We start from the raw sequence: 25,492 nt of genomic DNA, 5'->3' as shown, positions 1-25,492 counted from the left end.
TGATCTTGATTAATCTTACTTAATTAATCTTGTTTTATACGTACGACGCCATCGACCAAGGATAAACGTCCCTCGACAAAACAGCGTATCGCGTGTGGATAAATGATGTGCTCTTGCTCAAGCACGCGTGCGGCCAATGTTTCTTCCGTATCGTCCTCAAGCACCGGCACTGCTGCTTGCGCCACGATAGGACCATGATCCAATTCAGCCGTCACAAAATGCACAGTTGCACCATGCAGCTTTACACCTGCAGCCAAAGCCTGTCTGTGCGTTGCCAAACCGACAAAGCTAGGCAGCAAGGATGGATGGATATTCAGCATGCGACCTGCATAATGCGTAACAAGTGGCGTCGTTAACACCCGCATAAATCCGGCTAAAACCACTAAATCCGGTGCAAAAGAGTCAATCTTGCCTTGTAACGCAATATCGAAATCTTCGCGTGTCGGATAGTCTTTATGCGAAATAGCAACACAGGGAATGCCATGTTCGGCGGCATAAGCCAAACCTGTTGCATCCGCTTTGTTGCTAATAACGGCCGCAATCTGTGCTGGCCACTTCTCATTTTGCGCAGCACGGATGACGGCCCGCATGTTACTACCGCGCCCGGAAATCAAAATGACGATTCTTCTCATGGCGCGCATTGTACCGTACCGCGGCCTAATCAGACTTAAGTGAACAGATGATGACGGCAAGCATGAGCGCAAAACCGGGATGCCGACAGGGAGCGTGATGCAGATACGACGTGAGCAGATTTGCTTGAAAAACGGGCAATTGAGTCAGCCGCCATGCGCATAGCGGCTGCGTAGGATCAATTTACTGGAAAGAGTAAAACACCCGGAACGCGATCTTTTTGTCGGCCCAAAAATCGGCAGCATCGCGGAATACATCCAGCAAGGTTTCGCGCGCTTCTTTATCGAATTTAGGCGTATTCGGTAATTGTTCCAATACCACCAGGAAGCCAGGCTGAGGCCCTGCTTTATGCGCCAAACTAGTCAGGCAATCCGACAAAGCATCGAAATTTTTGCCAAAATGTTTGGGAAACTGGAATGCCTCGGCAATTGCAGCCAACACCTGCTGTTTAGTAGTCGCGTGCGCGCAATGTGCATACAGGAAATGCTGCCCAAGCTGCGCGGCCTCGGCCTGCAAATCGGCGACACGGAAGGCCCGGATCGACTGCACTACATTGAGCGGCACGGTTTTAAACAAACTCATTTATCCCTCATCTCCAGCAATTTATTATCAAGGAAACACACCCCGCTCACTCAATGACTCTTTTGAAGCTTCTATAGTGATCGGCGGTGTAATAATATTCGCGCGGCTTGGCTTGCTCGCCTCCTGTAATAATTCGCTTGGCACCCCGGTTACGGGCACGCGGCGTTTTTACAGTGTATTCGCGATAATACCCACGCTTTTGCTGCGGCAAAACCTTCTCATAATTCCCAAATACGGAGCCATCTTTCTCGTAAGGGAAAGGCCCACCCTGGCGAATCAACGCAATAGTCTGCTGCGCTTCACGCGGCAATTCGGCGACCGAAATGACCGGAAGTCCGCCGGAATCGAATGCAAAAGCGTTATAAGAAAGTAAGAATGTAGCGAAAACCAGGAAAAAACGTGTGAGAAATTTAACTTTCACCGAAATTCCTTCTAGTAATAATTGGCGCATCCTATCGATCTGACGAACGCAATACCTGAGAGTAACGTGTTGTGTTGTCCGAATCAACACGTAATTCACACGCCCGTCACACGCCGCAGGCGCGCGCTTTAGACCGTCGCATTTTCTGCAACACCTGTTTCCTGTGTTGAGAAAAAGGCAAGAATCTCGGTTTTATGAGCCAACGCGTCTTTGCGTCCCAGCTCGATTAATTCGCAGGTGTAGCTTTTTTCAAACAGCAAATACGATGCCAAAGCGGCGCCACGCACTTCAGCCGCGCCGATTCCTGAGAGCAACATTCGTACCGGACGCGGCAAGCTGCCGATGTGTCGGCTTGCGATTGTGTCCAGTCGCTCGGATGGCGCAATCGTCAACATCTCTATCGGCCGCAACGGCGTTTTGGTTTTTTGCTCATCGGTGAGAACCGACAAGGTTTGATTGATACGATTCAAGCGCTCAATATCGCCGGCAATACTGTCGAGGAAAATACTGGATAGCGCATGACCGAGTATTTGCGCCAAGCTTGGGTATTGCGCATTGGCCGATTGATCTATCGCCGGTTCCAGCAAGCGTCCGGCACCAATTACGAGAACTTTGTCTGCGCCCAAATGTATCGCCGGCGAAATCGGCGCCAACTGGCGCATGGAACCATCACCAAAAAATTCGCGACGCCCTTCGCAAAAAATAGGTGTCGCCGGAAAAATCAATGGGATTGAAGCCGATGCCAGCAAATGTTCGACACCAATCTGACCACGTATCGCTACGCGTTGTGTGCGTATCCAAGGTTCGATGTCGGCTTCGCTTTGATAAAAGGTCATGTGCTTGCCAGCGGTATACGAAGACGCCGTTACCGCCAAGGCATGCAATTTCCCATCCATCAGAGCCGCATCCAGACGCGGCAGATTCAACATCCGATTGAGCAAACTGACTAACGGCGTGTTATCGAGTAGTGAGTTCGGCGGATTCGCGCGCCATTTACGCAGCAACCATCCAAAGGACAGCAGCGACAACCACTTCGCACCAGAACGCAACACGCCTAATGAGTCGGCACGATAAACCTGCTCGGCAGTGAAGTGTTCCCAGACATCCACGACCTTTTTCAAGCCGGCGCAAAAATCGTCTGCATGACATGCCAGCGCTGTTGCATTGATCGCGCCGGCGGAAGTGCCGCAAATAATATCGTAGGGATTACGTTCAGGTGCCCAACCGGCTTCGCACAGAATGGTAGAAACAGTTTCCAGCACGCCGACTTGATACGCAGCGCGTGCGCCGCCACCTGTCAGCACCAGACCGATTTTCTTTTGATCTCGTATAGCAACCAATTAACTGAGCCTTTCACATGTCGGACAAGCGAAGCACACCGTCGTTGTATCAATCTCCCTTGGCAATACCTTCGCGCCGTGGGTCGGCACCGCCAAACCAGACTTCTTCACCGTGTATATTCAAACGCATGATGCCTTGCAAACCGGAAGTTTGCTCCAGCACTTGTACTTCATGACCTTTCGACACTAAAGCATTGACCAGTGCATTCGATACACGGCCTTGCTCCAGTTCGGTTGGGCCGTTGCGGCTACCGACGTTCGGCAAGTTGATCGCCTGCTGCACATTGAGTCCCCAATCCATCGTGCCGATGAGAACCTTGCCCACATAATTGATGATGGAAGCGCCACCCGGCGAGCCTATCGACAACACTAGCTTCTGCGTTCCTTTTTCAAAGACGAAAGTTGGCGACATCGAACTACGTGGTCGCTTGCCAGGCTGCACACGATTCGCAACCAAGCCATTGGCATCCGTCGCATTGAAGGAAAAATCGGTCAGTTCATTGTTCAGCAAAAATCCATCCACCATCTGACGCGAACCGAAACCGTTTTCAATCGTGGTCGTCATCGAGACTGCATGACCGTTGCCATCGACAATCGAGATATGCGAAGTAGACGGCAACTCAAGCGAGGTATTGTTGCCCAATGCTATGCGTGCACCGAAAGGTCGGCCAGGCTGCGCTTTCTTCATCGATTCTTCACGAATCAAGGCAGCGCGTTGTATCAGATATTTTTTATCCAGCAAAGGTCGTGCGCTACCACCGGGAAATGACACGAACTCAGGATCGCCTATGTAACGGTCGCGATCTGCATAAGCCAGTCGCCCCGCTTCCGAAAAGAGATGCACTGCCTCGGCATTCCATACGCCATCCACCGGTGCAAGTGCGCGCATGTCTTTCGTTTCCAGTATCCCGAGTATCTGTGCAATCGCAATACCACCGGACGAAGGCGGCGGCATGCCGCACACGATCCAAGACTTGTAATCACTGCAAATCGGCTCACGCACCTTGGCTCTGTAAGAAGCCATGTCACGTACGCTCAATCCTCCAGGATTAGTCGGATGCTTATTTACCTTGTCGGCGATGTCCTGTGCAATCTGCCCTCTGTAGAAAGCGTTGGCCCCCTCGTTCGCAATAGTCGTCAAAGTCGCGGCCAGCGCCGGATTTTTCAACAGATAACCGACTGGTCTTGGCTTGCCATCTTTATCGTAGAAATAAGCGGCGGCTACAGGATCATTTTTCAGATAGGTTTCTGACTGCAGCAAGGTGGCCAAACGCGGACTGACGGCAAATCCATCTGTCGCCAATTGAATCGCCGGAGCGAACAATGTAGCCCACGGTAACTTGCCGTACTGTTGATGTGCCAGTTCTAGCATACGCAGCACGCCTGGCACGCCAACTGAGCGACCACCGACTACTGCCTCATGGAAAGGCATCGCCTTATCGTCGGCAGTTTGAAATAATTTTCCCGATGCATTGTCTGGCGCAGTTTCACGACCATCGAAGGCTTTCACGCGCGACCCATCGTAATGCAACAGGAAGGCACCACCGCCGATACCCGACGATTGCGGCTCTACCAAACCCAGCACCATTTGCGTTGCAATCGCAGCATCAACCGCCGAACCACCAGCTTTCAATATTTGATAACCAGCATCCGCAGCAAGCGGATTGGCTGCGGCCACCATGTATTTCTTCGCGACCCAGCCTGGTTTTTCCGTGTAGCCGCTACTGCCTTCTGGCTCAATCGGGATATAGTTTTTGTGAACAGGTACGCTGCTGCAAGCTGCAAGCAAGGCGGACAATACGACGGCAATAACAGGCGTTTTAATCATGCAAGGTCCCGGAGAAGCAAAGATGGAAGCACAAGGTTTGCCCTAGTGTAAACCGCTTGCGACCTACTGTCAGTTTGTTGAAGCAGCGATATTGCATTTCGATGCACTACTTCAACGAAATCGACAAGCAATCCCGCACAAGAAAAAAGCAGCCGAAGCTGCCCTTTTCTTCCTCATCAACCAATGTCTAAGGTTTAACCAATGCCGGAGGTGCTGGTGCACTTTCAACAGGAACAACGATAGTTGTCACCGGCGACACTATCGTAACCGCCGTCACACTGCTTTGCGTCATTTGAAAACCAGATGCAGGCAGTAGCGGCACCATCAGCAATGCAACGATATTGATGATCTTGATCAAAGGATTCACTGCCGGGCCAGCCGTATCCTTATACGGATCACCAACAGTATCGCCGGTGACCGCTGCCTTGTGCGCTTCGGAGCCTTTGCCGCCGTGATGGCCGTCTTCGATATATTTCTTCGCGTTATCCCAGGCACCACCACCGGTGGTCATCGATATTGCCACGAAGATACCCGTCACAATCGCACCCATCAACAAACCGCCGAGCGCAGCAGGTCCAAGTATCATGCCAACCAGAATCGGAATCACCACCGGTAACAAGGATGGAATAATCATTTCCTTGATCGCCGCTGTAGTCAGCATGTCCACAGCCTTGTCGTACTCCGGTTTACCGGTACCGTCCATGATGCCTTTGATGTCGCGGAACTGGCGGCGCACTTCCATTACGACAGCACCAGCTGCACGTCCCACTGCTTCCATCGCCATCGCACCGAACAGGTACGGAATCAAACCACCGATGAAGAGGCCGACGATAACCAGAGGATTAGACAAATCGAAGGAAGTGCTCTTGCCGACAGAATCCAAAGCATGCGTGTAATCGGCAAACAAAACGAGCGCCGCCAAACCGGCAGAACCAATCGCATAACCTTTGGTCACCGCCTTGGTTGTATTACCTACAGCATCCAGCGGATCGGTAATTGCACGCACCGATTCCGGCATGCCTGACATCTCTGCAATACCACCCGCGTTATCGGTAATCGGACCATAAGCATCCAGCGCCACGATAATGCCGGCCATCGACAACATTGCTGTTGCCGCGATCGCGATACCGTACAAACCGCCTAGCCAATACGATGCAAGAATCGCCGCACACACCGAAACGACCGGCCATGCCGTCGAACGCATGGATACGCCAAGACCAGCAATGATGTTGGTGCCGTGACCGGTAGTCGATGCCTGCGCCACATGCTGTACCGGTTTGAAGTCGGTGCCGGTGTAGTACTCGGTGATGTAGACCATCAAACCAGTCAACACGATACCGACCACTGCAGAACCCATCATCGCCAATTGCAACTCGGGGGGAATAACCAACCAGGTCACGACGGCAAAACCGATCAGTGACAAACCAGCAGCCCACCATAAGCCTGTGTACAAAGCCGACATGATTTTCTTGCCCGGCTTGGCCTTGACCATCGAACAGCCGACGATGGAAGCAAGAATGGATACGCCCCCCAACAACAGAGGATAAATGGCTGCCTGTAACTCCATGCCGCGCATCACCAAAGTACCCAGCAACATGGTGGCAATCAAGGTCACCACATAGGTTTCAAACAAGTCAGCTGCCATACCGGCGCAATCGCCTACGTTATCACCTACATTGTCGGCAATCACTGCCGGATTGCGCGGGTCATCTTCAGGAATGCCAGCTTCGACCTTACCGACCAGATCCGCACCAACGTCCGCACCTTTGGTAAAGATACCGCCGCCAAGTCGTGCAAAAATCGAAATCAGCGATGCGCCAAATGCCAGACCTATCATCGGCGTGATCACATCATGCAAGGTGACGGTATAACCAACGCCATGCAATGCTGAGGTGACCAGAATCAAAAAGAAAATGGCGACACCAAGCAAACCCAGTCCAACCACCAACATGCCGGTAATCGCGCCGCCCTTGAACGCTACATCCAATGCCTCGTTCATGCCCTTGGTCGCCGCTTGCGCAGTACGCACATTGGCACGCACCGATACATTCATGCCGATAAAACCGCATGCGCCGGACAATACAGCACCAATGAGGAAGCCCATCGCCGTTACTAGGCCAAGGCCGGGCACCAACGCGATGATGATGAAGAGCACGACGCCGACGATGGCAATAGTGCGGTACTGGCGTGCCAGATAGGCTGCAGCACCTTGTTGAATCGCGGCAGCAATTTCCTGCATGCGTTCATTACCAGCATCTTGCTTGAGTATCCAACTGCGAGAGATCAGACCATAGACGACGGCAATAATGCCGCACGCAATGGCGAACCATAGACTTGATGCCATATCGACTCCTCCTGTTTTTTCACGACTAAGTTAACCACTACGACAATGCAACAGACATAAAGAATGTCCCGTGCTAACTGCGTACTGCAAAACTTTCTGTCGCCCTTTTTATTATTGAGTGCCAGGGCTGGTTGAGTCTCTTGATGCTATCGATATTAATGCTATAGCGATACAACAGTTTGAACAAGCATGAAAAAAGCGGACATATAGTCCGCTTTCTTTTTAACCTTCCAACGCTGCAAATGCCGCGTCGCGTATCTGATCGACTGGACCGACGCCCGCGATCTTGCGATACTTAGGCGCACCCGGTTTGCCGGATTCTGCCCATTTATTGTAGTAACCAACCAACACTTCTGTTTGATCGTGATAGACCGACAGACGCTTCTTGACGGTTTCTTCCTTGTCGTCATCACGCTGGATCAATTCTTCACCAGTCAGGTCATCCTTGCCTGCCACTTTTGGCGGATTGAATTTGACGTGGTAAGTACGACCCGATGCCGGGTGTACACGACGACCGCTCATGCGCTCAACGATCGCTTCATCCGGCACATCGATTTCCAAAACGTAATCGATGGCAACGCCAGCGTCTTTCATTGCATCAGCTTGTGGAATCGTGCGTGGGAAACCATCGAACAAATAACCCTTGGCGCAATCCGCTTCTTTCAAACGATCTTTGACCAGACCGATGATGATGTCGTCCGATACCAGACCGCCTTCATCCATGATTTTTTTGGCGGCGATACCGAGTGGCGTGCCAGCCTTGACTGCTGCGCGCAACATGTCGCCAGTGGAAATTTGCGGGATATTGAATTTGTCTTTGATGAAACCAGCTTGCGTGCCCTTACCGGCACCAGGCGCTCCTAAAAGGATGAGGCGCATGAAATTTTTCCTAAAACGAGTTTTGAATTCTATTACCGAAAGGCGCTAAAGCGGCGCCGAGGATAGTCGTGATTTATAGATTTAGCCTATGAACTTTGCACGAAACTTACCACAAAATCATGCCAAATCAATGTTTTTTGACTTTGTTGCAATGCATCATTGACCAAAAAAACGCCTGACGCGCTCCAGATCTTCCGGCGTATCCACACCCGTTACTGGGGCATGTGGCGTCACGTGTACGGCAATCGGAACACCGTGCCATAACACGCGTAATTGCTCCAGCGCTTCCAATTGTTCAAGCGGGGAAATGCCTAGCTGAGGGTATTCCTGCAAGAAGCCATTGCGATATGCGTACAAACCTATATGGCGCAACGGCGCATACGCTGCCGGCATCACATCCTTGCTCAAGGCAAAACCATCGCGATGCCACGGAATCGTCGCACGCGAGAAGTACAGCGCACGGCCAGCCTTGTCCAACACGACCTTCACCACGTTCGGATTGAAGGCTTCTTCAATGTCGCTGATTGCATGCGCCGCCGTTGCCATCGGCACATCGCGCGTAATCAAGGTGGCAGTTGCAGCGATCAATGATGGATCGATCAAAGGCTCATCGCCCTGCACATTCACCACCACTGCATCATCCGGCAAACCGATCAAGGCTGCTACTTCCGCTATGCGGTCAGTGCCGGACGGATGATCGGCACGCGTCATTTGCACCGCTACTTTATGCTGCACACAAGCGGAAAAAATATCGGCGTGATCAGTCGCAACGATCACCTGCGCCGCACCGGATTGCATAGCACGCTCAGCCACACGCACGATCATCGGCTTGCCGCCCAGATCAGCCAGCGGTTTATTCGGCAATCGAGTAGAAGCGAGACGTGCAGGAATGATTACAGTAAAAGACATCGAGAACTTCCAGAATAGCGGTGCTTACGCAGCTCTTAAGCTGAAGGCGTAGCTTGCAAATCGCGAGCTTGATCAGCCCACATGATAGGAATGCCATCGCGTATCGGGTACGCAAGCTTGTCTGCCTTGCAAATCAGTTCTTGCGCTTTTTTGTCATGCTCAAGCGGACCTTTGCAGATCGGGCAAACCAGAATATCAAGCAATCGAGTGTCCACGGAGTTTCTCCACAATTTTTTCAGCAAACGCAGCATCAAGCTGCGCTGTTACAGGCACGACCCACAAACGGGGATCGTTTCTCAAACCATCATTTTGCCGACATTTTACTGCATCCTTCTCTGTCATCAGGATCACATCCGCTTTCACGGCAGCAAACGGGTTATCGGCAAAATCATAATGATCAGGCAAGGCCATCTCTTCGAACTGCAAACCGGCATCGCGCAATAGCGTAAAAAATCGCGCAGGATTACCAATTCCAGCAGCAGCCAGTATCGTCGGAGAGTGTTTTCCTTCAATGCCGGCAAAGGAACTCAGCGCGCTCGTTTGCGAACGATCGTTCAATTTTTCCGCTGTCGTGCCGACCAACTTCATACCAACAGCATCAGATGGCATGACGTCCCCAACAGCAGCGCCATTAATCACGGTAAAGTCACGGCGGCGCGATGCAGACTCACGCAAAGGGCCGGCCGGCAGCAGCCAGCCATTACCGACACCACGACTATCGAACAATACGATTTCGACATCCCGCTCCAAACGGTAATGCTGCAAGCCATCATCCGAAATCAGCACATCGACTTCCGGATGCGCAGCCAGCAAAGCGGTTGCAACGGCAACTCGATCGCGCCCCACCATCACCGGGCATTCCGCCCTGTATGCAATCAATAAAGGTTCGTCGCCAACTTCCTGCGCCAAGGATTGTGGCGTCACTGCCTGCGGCACATCGTTATGCACACCGTAACCACGTGAAATCACGCCTGGCTTGAATCCAGCTTGCCGCAATGCCTGCACCAACCAGATCGTCAACGGCGTTTTACCGGTTCCACCAACAAAAATATTACCGACGATGACTACGGGTACCGGCAAGCGCTGAGCTTTGGAAAGTCCGAGTCGATAAGACATGCGACGCGCAGCAGACAGTGCACCGAACAAGCCGGATACAGGCAACAGCAAGCAAGCCGCCAGCCCGCGCTGCGCCCACGTTCGCGTCAAAAATGCTTCGAGATTGGAGCGTTGAAGAGACAAAGACGTGATCCCGTAATGAAAATGCTGCCCTTCACACCTGAAGCGACAGTATCGAAACGATAGAACTTACCAAATGACAGGATTTATTTTTTACCGCTGGTTTGCGCCGCGAACGTCACCTTGGAATAACCGGCAATACGCGCCGCTTCCAATACATTGATCACGGTTTGATGCGTGGTAGTTGCGTCGGCAGCAATGATGACCACCGGATCAGGATTGGGCTTGCCGGACGCAGCGGCGGCTGCGGTCAGCTCTGCCGCCAATCCTTCCGGATTTTGCACTGCGACGCGATTATTGTTAATCGAGTAGCGACCTTGCGCATCGACACCAACGTTGATCTCGAACGGTCTATCCAGTGCCTTCTCTGCATCTGCGGTCGGCAATGTGATCTGCAAAGCGGTGAACTTGCTATAACTGGTTGATACCATCAAGAAGATCAGAATCACCAACAATACGTCGATGAAGGCGATCAAATTGATTTCCGGATCTTCCCGGCTTTGTCCCTTGCGGAAATTCATCAGGCGTCCAGTCTCTTACTTGCGTGAACCATGCACGATATCGACAAACTTCACCGCTTGCTGTTCCATATCGATAATGAAGCTATCGACCAGTGCGCGGAAGTGGCGGTAAAACACTAATGATGGCATCGCAATCGCCAGACCAAAGCCGGTGTTGTACAAGGCAATCGAAATCCCGTGCGCCAGTTGTGTCGGATTCGCGCCGGTGCCGGTTGCATTCTGCGAACCGAAAATCTCGATCATGCCGACCACCGTACCGAACAAACCCATCAACGGAGCCAATGTTGCAATCGTACCCAGTGTAGTCAGGAAGCGCTCCAGCTCATGCGCGGTGCCACGTCCTGCTTCTTCTATCGATTCTTTCATCACATCGCGCGGCGCATCAACATTGCGCATGCCTGCTGCCAACACACGGCCAAGTGGTGAATTCTGTTCCAAGGTGCTCACGACGTTCGCATCGATTTTGCCGTTGTGATAAACCCGAATCACTTCGTCCAGCAAGCTCGGCGGCAAAATCCGGCGGCGGCGCAAGTACAGGCTACGTTCAATAATCAAGGTCAACGCAATAACGGAAGCAATCAGCAACAGCCAGATCGGCCAGCCTGCTGCGTGAATAATGGCGAGCAAAGTAAGCTCCTTCTTTGGGATTCAATAAGTATGGATGGAGAATGTAACGTTTTGGCGCAGGGAGAGCAAGTTTCTACCAGTGTCGGCTTGACAGCCTTGCATGACGAGCGATGACACCATGTTAACCGGCATCCGTACTACACCTGAAAATTCTTTTAACAACATGCCCTTCCCGGCAAAAAGACTTGTGCACATTTTCTGTGGATAACATTGTGCGTAACTGTGTGTAAGCAGTCGAAGTGATTGATTTCAAAGAAAATTTTATCCGTGCATAGAAATGAGGCGGTGCATATCCTTGATGATATCGCGACTATTTTTGCTTTCTGCCATGTTTCCTAGATACATCGGCCGCAACATCCCGCCCAGCATCAGAGAGAGTTGCCGCAGTGGTGGAAAATTCACAAATACCAATCTCATCCTCAAACACAGCACATATAAAAACGCCCGGCATCGATTACTCGACGTCGAGCGCATTTCGAACTTGATGTTCAGACACGCATACGCGTGCCCGGATTGATTAAATACCGCGGAATACGGCACACTGTCTGAAAGCTTCTTCCGAAAATGGTATCTGCTTGCTCTTGCAATATTTCGAAGTCAGCTTCAGCAATTCCTTGATATCGCGGCCGCTGCACTTCGCATAAATATTGCTAAGTGAGTCTATCAATTCGTCCGACAAATCTGCATGGAATTGCGTCGCCAGCGATTTCCACAGGCGCATGGCGTCGTCCTTCGGTGGCACCTCGTATTGAATCGTCGCAATGCAACGCGACAGAATCGCGTCATCGACATCGCCAATACGGTTGGTCGTCATGAACAGCAAACCCTTGAAGTATTCCAGCGTACGCAGGAACTCGGCAACGATAGCGTTGTGTTGCAAATCATTGTCGCGGCAACGGATATACACGTCCGCTTCATCCAGCAACAAGATTGCATCCCAGCGCGCAGCGCGACGCAGAATCTGCGACAGATTCTGTTCGACTGATGCAGCCGTAATACCAAGCTGACCTGAATGCACGCGATACAGCGGCTTGCCCACCACCTCCGAATACACTTCCGCCGTCAGCGTCTTGCCTAAACCCGGTGCGCCTTTACAGAGAATCGTGGTGCCGCCGGATTTACCTTCGACAATATCTTCCATCAACACACTCATATCTGCGGTGAGGATGTCTATCAATTCTCGGTGCTGTGTCGGCAGAATCAACTTCTCGCGCAATTCCGGCTTGTACTGATATGAAGTTAGGTTCTGTACATGCACCCAGATGTTTTGATGCAGCTCCAGATGGAAGAGATGTACATAGCAATGCAGAGGAATTTTCTCGAAACCTTGTGCGAAACCGTTCTCGCGCCAGAATTCGGCATCGGCCATCATCTCGAAACGGCGATCCAGGATTTCCTCGTCATTGACGCATTTCGCGACGGCACCATCCTTCAAGGTCAGCATGCCTATGCGGTGTTTTTCATCCATCGTGAATGCCGCATTGCGCGCGATGAATTGTTTACCAAATTGACGCTGATATGTGAGGAAGCGCTTGGATTGCTTTTCGTATTCCTGCTTGAATTCGGCGCATTCCTTGAAATAGCCGAGCTCGCTCAACAATTCCGGAATCGTGCGATTAACGATATCGTGTGAATTGATCACGATCGCATTGGTCATGCCGGAACGACGCATGCGCAGATCGGATGATTCTTCCTTGCCTGCAGCTTGCATCGTATTGGCGATCAGATCGATCACGACATACGGTGCGCCCTGATCCGGTACGACATGGCGCAGACGATGAATCAACCACGGCAGCAGCACGCCATCTTTATTGCGTTTGTACAGCCAACCGTCGATCACATCGCGTGAAAAATATGCGGCCAGACCCGGCACCAATTTATCCAGATCAGGAATCTTGCGTGCCTGCGGTGCGCCGAGAATATTGTCCAGCGCCAGCATCTGGAACATCAAGGAGCGATCGTCTTGCGCTTTGCACAAGGTGTACAAGGTATTCATCGCTTTCGCGTCGAACAACTTGCTGGAAACAATCATGCGGCCATGGCAAATGCCATGCTCGGAAAGCCGTTTGGCCAACGGAGAATCTTTTTCGATCATCTCCAGCAGCACATTCACCATCGATTCCGGTATTTCAAAATCCATCACAACTCCATGCTAATTTCGTGTTCGGCACAGGTGGGTACCCGATAAAATCCATGCGTAATTCAATGCAATGCCAATGCGGACAACTCGAAGCATAAAACATCAAAAACCAGGCATCATTGTGCGACATTACAAAAGAAAACGGCTTCCATATCTGGAAGCCTTCTGTCTGTTTGATGCCTATCGCCGAAATCGTGATTCAGCAGCGCACGTCTGGCATGTCTTCCCGTTATCGGTGCTTTTTCGTGTTTCTCGTAGTATTCGCCCGACCGCATTGCCTCGTCCATCATAAAGCAATAACTTGGGCATGTGAAGCCAGGGCCGACCACCTATCCGGACAGGGATAGTGCATATCCAGCCAAATAGCGCGCATATCCGGCCATGCTGCACTTGCACATACTTTCAAATATGCTTTTCGGACAATCAGAGAATCCAGACTGAAAGAAAGTCCTTATACTAGCGGGCCACGAAACAAGATCAATTCGCCACGGAGTCTCAGTGTCCAAAGGTATTACGTTTTCAGTTACCAGCTCCGTGCTGTTCGCCGTTCTCTATTATTACTCCACCTTGCTGATACCGCTCAGTGGCGAAGAAATTTTCGGCTGGCGCACGCTGTTGACCTTCCCTTTCCTGACCATATTCATCTGGTCAGGCGGCCGACAAATCATGGTGAAAATGCTGGCGCAACGCATGCTGCAAAATCCCGGCCTGCTACTCGGTGCCATTGCGACATCGGCATTTCTAGGCGTACAGCTGTGGCTGTTCATGTGGGCGCCGCTACATGGTCGCGCACTCAACGTATCACTCGGCTACTTCCTGTTGCCGCTCACGATGTTGATGACCGGTCGCATCGTCTACAAGGAACGTCTGTCGCGTCTGCAAAATCTGGCCGCACTATGCGCAGCATTTGGCGTAGCAAATGAGTTGTATCAGGTGGGCAGCTTTTCATGGGAAACGCTGACTGTCGCACTCGGCTACCCGGTCTACTTCGTTTTACGCCGTCGCCTTGGTTCCAATAATATCGGCGGACTGTGGTTCGATATGGCATTCCTGCTGCCCGCCGGTTTATGGTTCGTCTACGCAGGCAATCTGGACTTTGCTACGCTCCACGATCATTCACAGTTGTATCTCTTGATTCCGCTACTCGGCGTGATCAGCACGTTTGCTCTGATCTTCTACATGATGGCGAGCCAAATCTTGAGCTTGAGTCTGTTCGGTCTGCTCGGCTATGTCGAACCGGTGTTGCTAGTAGTAGTTGCCTTGTTGCTGGGAGAAAGCATCAAGGGCGCAGAATGGCTGACCTACATTCCGATCTGGATCGCGGTATTACTCCTGATCGTTGAAGGCGTTAAAACCGTTTATACACGGCACAATCTGGATACGTAAAACTGATCCAATCAAGCCGGACGAACCTTTATAGAGACGTCCGGCCAGCGATCAGAACTGTTCCCAATCATCCCCAGCACCAGCCAAAGCAGCAACCTTGTCATTCTTGATCGCAGGTGTCTCCTTGCTTGCAAGCTGCGCAGGCGCAGGATTGCGTGACAACACAGGCGCATCTGGTTTGGCAGGCAATGTATTAAGAGCTGATGGCAGAACGTGCAAAACCTGCGTGCCGTCCAATTTGAACACGCTGACAACTTTGACCAAATTCCCCGCCTGATCCTGCAATGAAGCAGCTGCCGCTGCAGCTTGTTCTACCAAGGCTGCATTTTGCTGTGTTGCTGTATCCATCTGCATGACAGCTTGATTGATTTGTTCGATACCAGCGGTCTGTTCCTGGCTGGCAGCGGTGATTTCTCCCATGATGTCGGTTACGCGACGCACGCTAGCCACCACTTCCTGCATCGTGGTTCCTGCATCATCGACCAGACGTGCGCCCACATTTACTTTGCTCACTGAATCGCCGATCAGATTCTTGATTTCCTTCGCAGCGGCAGCCGAACGTTGCGCCAGATTACGCACCTCTCCTGCAACTACGGCAAAACCGCGCCCCTGTTCACCTGCACGCGCAGCTTCCACAGCCGCATTCAAGGCCAGGATATTGGTTTGGAACGCGATGCCATCAATCACGCCGATGATGTCTGCAATCTTCCTGGCGGAATCGTTGATTGATCCCATCGTATCGACCACTTGCGACACCACAGTGCCACCCTTGATCGCCACTGCAGAAGCAGTCATGGCCAGTTGATTGGCCTGACGTGCGTTGTCTGCATTTTGTTTGACTGTACTGGTCAACTCTTCCATCGACGATGCAGTCTCTTCCAATGAACTGGCCTGTTCTTCGGTGCGAGAAGACAGATCCAGATTACCGGTTGCAATCTGTGTGGATGCGGTCGCAATCGCTTCTGTGCTGTAACGCACTTCACCAACTATGCGTACCAGGCTGGCATTCATTTCCTTCAATGCCTGCAATAACTGTCCTGTTTCATCCTTGTATTTGACGTCGATGACGCTGCTCAGATCGCCAGCGGCAACAGTTTGTGCAATCTTGACTGCCTCATTCATAGGCTTGGTAATCGAGTGCGATATCCAGTAGGCCAAGCCAATGCCGGCAATCGCCGCTGCGATACCGAGCGTCGTCATCATGGTTGTTGCCGATTCAATATGGCCGGCGGCGACGTCACCGCTCTGCTCCACTATTTTCTTTTGCAGCACTGACAATTGCACGATTACTTTTTGCACCGCATCAAGGGCCGGTAGCGTTTCTGTCAACATCGCATGCATCGCCTCATCACGCTGACGGTCGGCGACCATTTTCCCGACCTTGGTGAAAGAAGCGACGTACTGTGCGCGCACCTCCTTGAATTGCGTCATTAACGTTTTTTCTTCTTCGCTGATGACCAATTTATCCAGTACGGCGACGGCATCATCAATGGTCTTCTTGTTCTGTGTGATGGCAGCATAAATGGCTTCGACCTTGACCGGATCTGTTTCTATGAACAACTCCATATTGCGGCGTGCATTGGCGAGGGTGGTGCCATCTATCGTGGCAGCCGCTTCTGCCTTGACCCAGTCGGTGTCTATCATCTGACGATTGATTTTTCCAATATCGGAGAAACGAACCAATGCAAAAACGATCAGAATCGTGGTCAATACAAAGATCAGACCGAAGCACATGCCCAGACGGGCGCCAATTTTTACATTCAAGATGTTCATTTTCTTTTCCCCCAGCAAGTCGTGACGACATCTATTTAAAGACGCCAGCGCATTTCAATACTCAAATTCCATTACCATCTGTTTTTATTGTTTGCAGCTATGCACATTCCTAGGGCAGCAAGAAATTGCACTTCACTCATTTCGTGCGCCCAACCCCTGTGCAACCATGAACCGTCCCAAGCAAGAACACTTATGAACTCTGATCGTCCAGCATCGAACCATCCATCCGCACCAGCCGTGCTCAGCGTCTCTGCGCTAAATCAGGCTGTCTCACGCATGCTGGAACGCAACTTTCCTTTGTCGTGGGTATCCGGTGAAATATCCAACTTCACTTGTGCTGCATCCGGACATTGGTACTTCACGCTAAAAGACAGTGCAGCCCAGGTACGTGCTGTGATGTTTCGTGGTCGTGCTCAATATGCAGATTTCATGCCACGCGAAGGTGACAAAGTTGAAGTGCGCGCACTGGTGACGCTGTACGCGCCGCGTGGCGATTATCAATTGAGTGTGGAAGCGATACGGCGTGCCGGTGTCGGTAATTTGTATGAAGCTTTTTTACAATTGAAGGAAAAGCTGAATGCAGAAGGTTTATTCGATCCTGCGCGCAAACGTCCTATCCCCTCATTCGCTCGCACGATAGGCATCGTCACCAGTCCACAAGCAGCCGCCTTGCGCGATATTTTGACAACGCTGAAACGGCGCGCGCCGCATGTGAACGTCATCCTGTATCCAACGCCTGTGCAAGGCGAAGGCTCGGCCAACAAGATTGCGCAAGCGATAGCCACCGCTTCTGCACGTGCCGAATGCGATGTACTTCTGGTCTGTCGCGGTGGCGGCAGCATAGAGGATCTGTGGTCTTTCAATCATGAAATCGTCGCGCGCACCATCGTCGGTTGCGACATTCCTGTCATCGTCGGCGTCGGCCATGAAACCGACTTCACCATCGCCGATTTCGCTGCCGACTTGCGCGCACCAACACCGACTGCCGCTGCTGAACTGGCCGCGACACCACGCGCAGATTGGCTCGCCAGACTGGAAGCACAAGCTGACGATATGCGTCTGACAGTGAAGCGACAGTTGTCCGATACCGCACAAACACTGGATTGGTTATCGCGTCGCCTGATTAGTCCATCGGCTTACATCGCGCATGAAAGAATGAAGCTGCAAAACCTGCAAGCGCGTCTGGGCCACGCCACGCGTATTCCACTCAGCAAGGCACAATTCGCTTTGGCACATCTGCGCAATCGCTGGCTGACGCAATTGCCGGATACGCAAGCACAACGGCTGAATGTCGTTAATCATGCGCGTCGTTTGAGCAATCAAATGAATAGCAACATCGCGACGCAACGCCAAACGCTAGTCGCGCTTTCCGCACAACTGGAAATGCTGAATCCGCAACGCACGCTGGAGCGTGGTTACGCGATGATTACCGATGAAAAAGGAAAAATCGTACGCGCACCAAAAGAACTGCAACCGCGACAAAGTGTCACGGTACGACTGGCCGATGGCACCGCGCAAATCGGAATCGCAAGCGTGCAGGAGACGCTGGACTAAGATGACGCGCATTCGAATAAATGCGCGTCATCTTGGTGGAACTGAAACGTAAAAAATCCACCTCTGACATTCATTACGCAAGCATTGCTAGCCAGCGTAAACATCAAAAATCACACACATCACACCACAAACAATAATGAGAATTATTACCATTTGAAAGGTGTGTGACGAGGCTATGTAAATCGTACAAAGCCTTATATCTATTGGCCTTGCGCCATGTCGCAGCAAAATACAACGCTATGTTTTTCAGCACTTTTTCAAGTGTGTTTTTAAGCTTGCCGGAAATTGACCTGCGTCGTGTGCAAGCAAGGCATAACCGCTTTACAATGAACGCCTTTCAAAAAGAACATCTTCATTTTCAACCCCATATAGAAGGACGACCATGGAACATACCCTGCCGGCACTGCCCTATGCGTTGGATGCACTTGCTCCACACATCTCGAAAGAGACACTCGAATTCCATTACGGTAAACATCATCAAACATACGTAACGAATTTGAACAACCTGATCAAAGGTACCGAATTCGAAAACGCATCCCTCGAAGAAATCATCAAGAAATCTTCCGGCGGCGTTTTCAACAATGCAGCACAAGTATGGAACCACACCTTCTACTGGAACGGCCTGAAGCCTAACGGCGGCGGCGCTCCAACTGGTGCAGTTGCTGATGCAATCAATGCAAAATGGGGTTCCTTCGACAAGTTCAAGGAAGAATTCACCAAGTCTTGCGTAACCAACTTCGGCTCCGGCTGGACATGGTTGGTGAAAAAAGCTGACGGCTCGCTCGATCTGGCTAACACCTCGAACGCTGGCTGCCCATTGACCGGCGCTGACAAACCATTGTTGACCTGCGACGTTTGGGAACACGCTTACTACATCGACTACCGCAATGCGCGTCCTAAGTATGTTGAGTCGTTCTGGGCATTGGTTAACTGGGACTTCGTTGCGAAGAACCTGGCCTAAGCTATCTGTCTGATGCAGACATCAAGGTCTGCATCGATCACAAAAAAACCTTGCTCTAATCGGCAAGGTTTTTTTACGTCTGCAATTTTGCTGGTGTCCATTACTGCGTGCCGGATGAGGCTTGAGCGCTCTGCTCCATGCCTACTGTAAAAGTACGTCATCCCCGCCAGCCATCGTTTAGCGCCACGTACACATTTGTCCATAAAACGACGTTGTCATCACTGTTTTTTTCAAAAATATTCTTTGCATGCGAGGTGAGTACCAAACGCGGAATATGCACGCTTGCTCGCGTGTTTCTCCTCTGAAGCATCGTTTCCGACATCGCATTTCTTGCCTTGCAAAACTGCCTGGCCGTCAGATCGACTACTGCATTTGCAGTATTTACTCCTGAGAAGAAACACCTAACCATGTGCAGAAAATAAATTCTCTTTCTTTTCCGCCATGAACACGTCTTACCGCAATCTCTGGAATCCTGTCCTCGGCACCTGGGTCGCCGTTTCTGAACTCACGCGCGCTCGCGGCAAGCGCAGCCGAGGTGGCAAGTATGGACGAGTATCCATATCAATACACGTCGGCATGGTCGGCTTACTTGCCGGTCTGGGTAGTCCTTCGGCGATGGCAGGATGTACTACGGCTGGATTGACAGTGACCTGTACAGGAAGTGCAAATCCAGTACTTCCCAACTATGCAAACAATGCGAATAATCTGTCCGTCAACATCCTTTCGTCAGGCGAACTCGGCGTTTTGACTGGGGCTGGGGGCACGGCGCTGTCCTTGACTGGCGATAACGTCACACTAAACAACAATGGGACGGTTGATACGGCTCTTGAGGGACCTCAGAGTGTCTTGAGTAGCGGCGTAGTAATTGGCAATACCAATGTCTCAACGGTCAACATTACCAACAATAGCAGCGGGGTCATCAAGGGGTCAATGGCCTCGATAGACGCCCCTCTGCCCGACCTAAACGGCATGGCCCTGAACGTGAACAACGGCGCTGGCGGCATAACCAGAATAGTCAACAATGGCAGCATCTCTTCAAATCTGCTGTCAGGTGCGTCGGGCTTACAGCTTGCCGATACCGCTGTGGTGGCAGTTCGAGGTGGATCATCCGTTGAGATGACCAACTCAAACACAGGTTTCATCACTGGCCGAGTGGCCTTCGAATCTTCGACCAATGGCAACAGCTTCATTAATGCCGGGACCATCATGGGCAGCGTCTCCCTCGGTGCAAGCGGAAACAACACCTTCACCGCGGTGACCGGCTCAGTCATCAACCCAGCAGGCGGCAGCGCTTCCAGCCTCGCCGTGGCGGGCAATTCTAGCCTGACATTCGCTGCCACAGGCACCGTGGATGGCGGGGCCGGTGGCAACAATACCTTGATATTGCAAAACAGCCTTGGGGTGGGTGGTGGTACCTCGGATTCGGGAACGGCCTCGAGCGCCACCTATGTCAACTTCAACAAGCTAACTATCAACAGCGGCACCTGGAGCTTGACGGGTCCACTGGTCAGTGGCAGTGCCACGCTCAATGGCGGTGTGGCGCTGTTCAATACTTCCCAAACTTTTGGCAGCGACGTGCTCACCGGCAACGGAGGGGTGATACAGGCCAGCAACGCCGGCATCAACCTGACCAACCTGATCTACCTAGACACACGCGGGCTGACTGTGCAGGGGAGCAATGCCCTGACGCTGTCCGGCGTGATCTCGGGCAGCGGCGGCCTGACCAAGCTCGGCACGGGCCAATTGACCCTCAGCGGCGCCAATGACTACACAGGTGGCACCACCGTCAGCGGCGGCAGCGTGCTACTGGGCAATAACTTGGCATTCGGCACCGGCACCGTGACCTTTGCTGGCACAACCTCCCTATCGACGCCGGGCACCATCACGCTGAACAATGCCTTCACGCTGAACAACGCCACGGCTACCAGCAACACCGGCATGGGCGCCCTGACGCTGGCCGGAAGCATCAGCGGGAGCGGCTTGCTCACCCAGAACGGCACGGGCAGCCTCACACTCAGCGGCGACAACAGCAACTACAGCGGCATCATCGCCCTCAACGCGGGCACCTTGCGTGCGGGCAGCAGCACGGCGCTGGGTACGGGCAGGCTCAACGTCAACGGCAGCACGAGCCTGGACAGCACCAGCAGCGTGACCCTGACCAACGACGTGACCCTCAATGCCAACTTGAACGTGCTTGGCAACAATGCACTGGGCCTCGGCGGCGTGATCGACGGCACCGGCAGCCTCACCAAGCTCGGCACAGGCAACCTGACCCTCAGCGGTGTCAACACCTACACCGGCGCCACCACCGTGTCCGCAGGCCTGCTCTCCGTCAATGGCTCGATTGCCAATTCAGCCCTCACCGTCAACAACGGCGCCACCCTGGGCGGCATAGGTTCTGTTGGCAATCTCACTGTGATGAGTGGCGGCATACTGGCACCGGGTAATTCGATTGGGGAATTGACCGTCAATGGCAACGCAACTTTGGCCGCAGGTTCTATCTTCCGCGTTGAGGTTGATGACGCAAGTCATTCGGACAAGCTATTGGTCAATGGCAGCGCTACTATCAACGGCGGCACGGTCGACGTGCGTGCCAGTGCAGGAACGTATGCCGCCAACACGCAATACACCATCCTCAATGCAACAGGTGGGCGCACAGGCAACTTCGACAGCGTGACGTCCAACCTCGCCTTCCTGACACCGACGCTGTCTTATGACGCCAACAATGTTTTTTTGAATCTGGCGCGCAATAACAACAGCTACAGCAGCGTTGCAGTCACACCTAATCAAATTGCGACGTCCACTTCTTTGCAGAGTTTGGGCATTGCTGCTACTGGAGATATGGGTAATGTCATTACTACGGTCACAGGCCTATCCGCCGAACAAGCGCGCACCAGTTATGACGCCATGAGCGGTGCCAGCCTGAGGGCGATGAGTCGTGCCGGTGCCAGTTTCTCTGTCGGTGTCGGTAGTCAAATGCGTGCCCGTCTGGCGGCAGTGGGCGGTAACAGTAGTTCAGCCTATGCCTTCGGCACCCCAGTACAGTTGAGCGGCAAGGATCATGTCTATGATTTGTTCTCTTCTGCTTCGACTGCATCACCGTCTTCCTCTACTTCTTCTGGTCTTACCGGTCTGGGTGCGTCTGCCGATTCTTCCTTGACTAACTATGGTCGTGGTTTCTGGCTGCGTGGTTACGGCAACTATCAATCGACCAGCAGTGATGGCAATGCGGTTGCCAGTACGGTGCGCAGCAATGGTTTGAGCGTGGGTTTCGATACCGAAGTCAGTGAAGGTTTGATCGTCGGTGTGGCAGGTACCTTCGGTAAATCCAGTTTGCGTTTCGATAGCAACGATAGCGGTCGTTCGCGTGATCGTGCCCTTGCAGCTTATGCGAGTTATAAAACGGGACCGTGGAACTTCAATGGTTCGGCCAACTTTGCTTTCAACAGCAGCAATATGGAAAGACAAATCGTCGTTGGTGCTTTAACACGTACCGCAACGTCTGCCTTTGATGGTCATACCGCTTCTGTGTATGGCGAAGCGACTTACGATATCCAGATGCAGGATTGGATGTTGCAACCGTTAGCTGCACTGTCCTTAAGTAGAAGCAAAACCGACGGCTTTACCGAACAAGGTGCGGGTGCCTTGAATCTGCAGGTGGCAGGACAAACCACCAATTCAGTAAAGACACTGTTCGGTGCGAAGGCTCAGTTTGAAGTCGGTCAGGTCAAACTGGAACCACGGCTGGCGTGGGGCCATGAGTTTGGCGATGCGAATGCACCGATGACGATGCAGTTTGCTGGTTCGGCAGCACCGTCTTTCCTCATCTCTGGTGTGAAGTTGCCACGAGATAGTGTGATTGCAGGTTTGGGGCTGTCGAGCAATATCAGCAAACGCAGTAATGGCAATCTGTCCTTATTCGCTGATATTCAGGGTGAGTACAACAGCAGACAGAACAATGTGGCTTTGCTGGTGGGAATACGCAGTCGCTGGTAAGAGCGATACGAACAAACTCTTAGCGCGGCGCTTCCCATTCCAGTATCTTCCACTGCGAGGACACACCGTTCCATGACATTTCCAATTCATCTTGCGCGACAGCGAGCAGACTGACTTCCATATGTCTACTCTCTAGCCACGGCAAGGTCGAATGTTCGATGCAGCAACCGCTGGCGTTGCGGCGGCCGAATGAGATTTCAAAATCCAGCAGCATCTTCGCATCATCACGTTGCACGATGTCTGCCATCACAATTCCGTCCGGCCAGGTGATGCTACGTTCGCGCACATGCATCACATACTCACCGGCGATCATCACAAATTCTTTGGGCGTCGTGCAATTCGATGCTTCATCCATTTTTTTCAACACGGCAAAGCCTGCATCGTCATCCGGCAAGTGATGCCAGTTTTCCAGATACACGCCATGCACGCCGGTTTCCACCAATGTCTCAGGCTCGAATCGCATCACACCGGCATCCGGCGTTGCTGATGGCGGCTGATAATCAACCAGCCTATGCCATGTGCATACCTCGGTTTGCGGCGTGACGACAACTTCCGTGATGCCGGCAAATCCCTGCTGCCGCGCCAGCCACGCAAGCTGCTCCACATTGCAATCATCCAGACTGCTCACCTGCGAAAAATCAGGACGCGCTGCTGGTATCCGAATATCGGCATGCCAGCGTCCGCATTGCAACCAGAACACTGTCGTCGTTGTATCGTGAACGCCAGGCGCTTCCAGCAAGCTGCGCCGCCAGACGCCGCGATAACGCGCTGGCACCACCTCCTGTACCGCACCCATAGCTTCCATCTTGCTCATCATGTTCATCGTTCATGCCTTTCAAGAAAAGTATGCAAACCGCGATAAAGCGCGAAGTCGTGATTCAGCCAAATCTGAATGCCTTCTGCGTGTGCGATCTTTTTTAATGTGCGTATGCCGTTCTCTCAGTCGTATTCGTCACTGGATGGATGACCGCAGCAATCGCAGCCGCCGTGGCTACCTTTCCGAAGATGCCGCCCTCCACCGCAATCATGTCCAGCGCCGGCTGTTGCAATGCCGGATTGCTGGCAGCACAGGCATCGCCAACCACGATGCAGTTGTAGCCGCGATCAACTGCTTCGCGCAATGTCGAATGTACACAGACCTCAGTCGTGACACCGCACAAAATCAGAGTATCGATGCCATGGCCTTGCAAAATTTCCTGCAATGCTGTTTGGTAGAAAGCGCCGTAGCCGGGTTTATCGATCACGGTTTCATCCGGCAAGGGCGACAGTTCATCGATGATGTCGTGGCCGTATTCACCGCGCACCAGCAAACGCCCCATCGGTCCGACGCTGCCGATGGCGGCGCCCGCATGTACGCTGCGAGCCATTTTTTGCGGTGGGCAATCCGACAGGTCAGGCAAATGCCCTTCTCGCGTATGCAAGACCAGAAGCTGCGCCTGTCTTGCTGCACTCAGCAGCAGGCTGATATTGCTCACCACCGAAGTCAGGCGCGCGACATCCAGCCCGGCCTGTGCCGCATAACCGCCGGCTGCGCAAAAATCGCGCTGCATGTCGATCACGATCAGCGCTGTTCTTTCAGCCATCAATGAACTCCTTGCGCAATGCTGCGGCAATGCGCGTAGTCACTTCGTCTATCATCAGTACGCCCTTTTCTGCCGTCGCACCTTTGGCCGACGACAAGGCGCCGGACGATGGCACCCAGTGCGTGCAGGTCGGATACATGTCGTACGGAGGAAAAACGGCAGCAGGATGTTCCGGCAATTGATCTAGCCGAACCAGATCAGGAAAGTAATGCAGCATCATCGAAGTCTCGATCACTGCTGCGTGTTCCAGCGCAAAGCCGGGGAAGCCCTCAGGGAAAATTTTTGCCAGCGTCTCTTCGGTGATGAAATCCCAGTACTCCAGACGCATCACGCGCAAGTGAGAATTCGGCCCGACACGACGTCGCGCGAGGTCTATGCCTTCTGTCAAAAACCACTGATTTTCATAATGAGCAGACAACACCACCACATTGCGTACACCGTGCCGTGCCAATTCCGCGATGATGTCGCAAGTCAGACTTGCCAGCGTGCTGCCATCAAGGCTGGTGGTGCCGGGAAAATGCTGGCCACCACCACATTTCGGTTGCGACTTGTAACCGAAGTTGATCGGCGGCGCGACGATGCCGCCGATCTGCGCAGCGACTGACTGCGATACGGCATTCGCCAACAAGGCATCAGTGCCCAGTGGCAAATGCGGACCATGCTGCTCCAGTGCGCCGACCGGCAGCAACACGATGACGTTGGGATCCTGTATGCGCTGCTCGTACGTCACCCAGGTCAGATGATCCATTCTTGAATTATCCATACACATCTCCATTAGAGGC

General features: G+C 52.5%; 21 protein-coding genes. 4 read left to right on the top strand and 17 right to left on the bottom strand.

The genetic code is table 11. From position 1 onward, the window contains the following. Positions 1–23: 23 nt before the first annotated feature. The 13 genes from purN to AC07N2_RS09140 form a co-directional block, all read right to left on the bottom strand. Complete coding sequence (gene purN, locus AC07N2_RS09200; RefSeq protein ID WP_494777960.1) at positions 24–632, bottom strand: phosphoribosylglycinamide formyltransferase; 609 nt, start codon at positions 630–632, stop codon at positions 24–26. Positions 633–813: 181 nt separating this feature from the next. After that, complete coding sequence (locus AC07N2_RS09195) at positions 814–1,212, bottom strand: barstar family protein (RefSeq protein WP_076593646.1); 399 nt, start codon at positions 1,210–1,212, stop codon at positions 814–816. A gap of 46 nt (positions 1,213–1,258) precedes the next feature. After that, positions 1,259–1,663, bottom strand: a complete 405-nt coding sequence (locus AC07N2_RS09190) for a guanyl-specific ribonuclease (protein WP_494777959.1) — start codon at positions 1,661–1,663, stop codon at positions 1,259–1,261. 98 nt (positions 1,664–1,761) lie between these two features. Then, positions 1,762–2,964, bottom strand: coding sequence for a patatin-like phospholipase family protein (locus AC07N2_RS09185; RefSeq protein WP_494778138.1), 1,203 nt, complete (start codon positions 2,962–2,964; stop codon positions 1,762–1,764). Between the two features lie 58 nt (positions 2,965–3,022). Next, the gene (ggt, locus tag AC07N2_RS09180; protein ID WP_494777958.1) at positions 3,023–4,801 is read right to left on the bottom strand and encodes a gamma-glutamyltransferase; all 1,779 of its coding nucleotides are present in this window, start codon (positions 4,799–4,801) and stop codon (positions 3,023–3,025) included. A 187-nt stretch (positions 4,802–4,988) separates the two neighbouring features. Beyond that, complete coding sequence (locus AC07N2_RS09175) at positions 4,989–7,145, bottom strand: sodium-translocating pyrophosphatase (protein WP_494777957.1); 2,157 nt, start codon at positions 7,143–7,145, stop codon at positions 4,989–4,991. A gap of 222 nt (positions 7,146–7,367) precedes the next feature. Continuing rightward, positions 7,368–8,024, bottom strand: a complete 657-nt coding sequence (adk, locus tag AC07N2_RS09170; RefSeq protein ID WP_076593643.1) for an adenylate kinase — start codon at positions 8,022–8,024, stop codon at positions 7,368–7,370. A 156-nt stretch (positions 8,025–8,180) separates the two neighbouring features. Further along, complete coding sequence (gene kdsB / locus AC07N2_RS09165) at positions 8,181–8,933, bottom strand: 3-deoxy-manno-octulosonate cytidylyltransferase (protein ID WP_494777956.1); 753 nt, start codon at positions 8,931–8,933, stop codon at positions 8,181–8,183. Positions 8,934–8,968: 35 nt separating this feature from the next. After that, positions 8,969–9,148: a Trm112 family protein gene (locus AC07N2_RS09160; protein ID WP_494777955.1), complete on the bottom strand. Its 180-nt coding sequence runs from the start codon at positions 9,146–9,148 to the stop codon at positions 8,969–8,971. After that, a complete protein-coding gene (lpxK, locus tag AC07N2_RS09155) occupies positions 9,129–10,172 on the bottom strand; it encodes a tetraacyldisaccharide 4'-kinase (protein ID WP_494777954.1) in 1,044 nt (347 codons plus the stop codon). Before lpxK ends, AC07N2_RS09160 begins: the two co-directional genes overlap by 20 nt. Before the next feature lie 83 nt (positions 10,173–10,255). Next, the gene (locus AC07N2_RS09150) at positions 10,256–10,690 is read right to left on the bottom strand and encodes an ExbD/TolR family protein (protein ID WP_494777953.1); all 435 of its coding nucleotides are present in this window, start codon (positions 10,688–10,690) and stop codon (positions 10,256–10,258) included. Between the two features lie 15 nt (positions 10,691–10,705). After that, on the bottom strand, positions 10,706–11,317 hold the full coding sequence (locus AC07N2_RS09145; RefSeq protein WP_494777952.1) for a MotA/TolQ/ExbB proton channel family protein: 612 nt from the start codon (positions 11,315–11,317) through the stop codon (positions 10,706–10,708). Between the two features lie 517 nt (positions 11,318–11,834). Next, positions 11,835–13,457 carry an AAA family ATPase gene (locus AC07N2_RS09140; protein WP_494777951.1) on the bottom strand — a complete coding sequence of 541 codons (1,623 nt, stop codon included), beginning with the start codon at positions 13,455–13,457 and terminating at the stop codon, positions 11,835–11,837. A 498-nt stretch (positions 13,458–13,955) separates the two neighbouring features. Here AC07N2_RS09140 and rarD point away from each other — a divergent pair, with 498 nt between their 5' ends. Then, the gene (rarD, locus tag AC07N2_RS09135; protein WP_494777950.1) at positions 13,956–14,843 is read left to right on the top strand and encodes an EamA family transporter RarD; all 888 of its coding nucleotides are present in this window, start codon (positions 13,956–13,958) and stop codon (positions 14,841–14,843) included. A 51-nt stretch (positions 14,844–14,894) separates the two neighbouring features. Here the strand turns inward: rarD and AC07N2_RS09130 are convergent, their stop codons facing one another. Beyond that, complete coding sequence (locus AC07N2_RS09130; protein ID WP_494777949.1) at positions 14,895–16,616, bottom strand: methyl-accepting chemotaxis protein; 1,722 nt, start codon at positions 16,614–16,616, stop codon at positions 14,895–14,897. 192 nt (positions 16,617–16,808) lie between these two features. On the opposite strand from AC07N2_RS09130, the gene xseA reads away from it, so the two are divergent. The 3 genes from xseA to AC07N2_RS09115 all read left to right on the top strand — a co-directional run bounded on the left by xseA (position 16,809) and on the right by AC07N2_RS09115 (position 23,127). Beyond that, the gene (gene xseA / locus AC07N2_RS09125; RefSeq protein ID WP_494777948.1) at positions 16,809–18,170 is read left to right on the top strand and encodes an exodeoxyribonuclease VII large subunit; all 1,362 of its coding nucleotides are present in this window, start codon (positions 16,809–16,811) and stop codon (positions 18,168–18,170) included. A 382-nt stretch (positions 18,171–18,552) separates the two neighbouring features. Then, positions 18,553–19,131, top strand: a complete 579-nt coding sequence (gene sodB / locus AC07N2_RS09120) for a superoxide dismutase [Fe] (RefSeq protein ID WP_012080441.1) — start codon at positions 18,553–18,555, stop codon at positions 19,129–19,131. Positions 19,132–19,572: 441 nt separating this feature from the next. Continuing rightward, complete coding sequence (locus tag AC07N2_RS09115; protein ID WP_494777947.1) at positions 19,573–23,127, top strand: autotransporter domain-containing protein; 3,555 nt, start codon at positions 19,573–19,575, stop codon at positions 23,125–23,127. Positions 23,128–23,146: 19 nt separating this feature from the next. On the opposite strand, the gene AC07N2_RS09110 is transcribed toward AC07N2_RS09115, so the two are convergent. The 3 genes from AC07N2_RS09110 to AC07N2_RS09100 all read right to left on the bottom strand — a co-directional run bounded on the left by AC07N2_RS09110 (position 23,147) and on the right by AC07N2_RS09100 (position 25,473). Continuing rightward, positions 23,147–23,950, bottom strand: a complete 804-nt coding sequence (locus AC07N2_RS09110) for a hypothetical protein (RefSeq protein WP_494777946.1) — start codon at positions 23,948–23,950, stop codon at positions 23,147–23,149. A gap of 94 nt (positions 23,951–24,044) precedes the next feature. Further along, positions 24,045–24,710, bottom strand: coding sequence for a cysteine hydrolase family protein (locus AC07N2_RS09105; RefSeq protein WP_494777945.1), 666 nt, complete (start codon positions 24,708–24,710; stop codon positions 24,045–24,047). Then, a complete protein-coding gene (locus AC07N2_RS09100) occupies positions 24,703–25,473 on the bottom strand; it encodes a creatininase (RefSeq protein ID WP_494777944.1) in 771 nt (256 codons plus the stop codon). The genes AC07N2_RS09105 and AC07N2_RS09100 overlap by 8 nt, the downstream gene beginning before the upstream one ends. Positions 25,474–25,492 lie beyond the last annotated feature (19 nt).

It is taken from the genome of Herminiimonas sp. GW821-FHT09C12, from assembly GCF_059416385.1.
The sequence above is the reverse complement of the archived record's forward strand: the minus strand, read 5'-3'. Positions and strand labels throughout refer to the sequence as shown.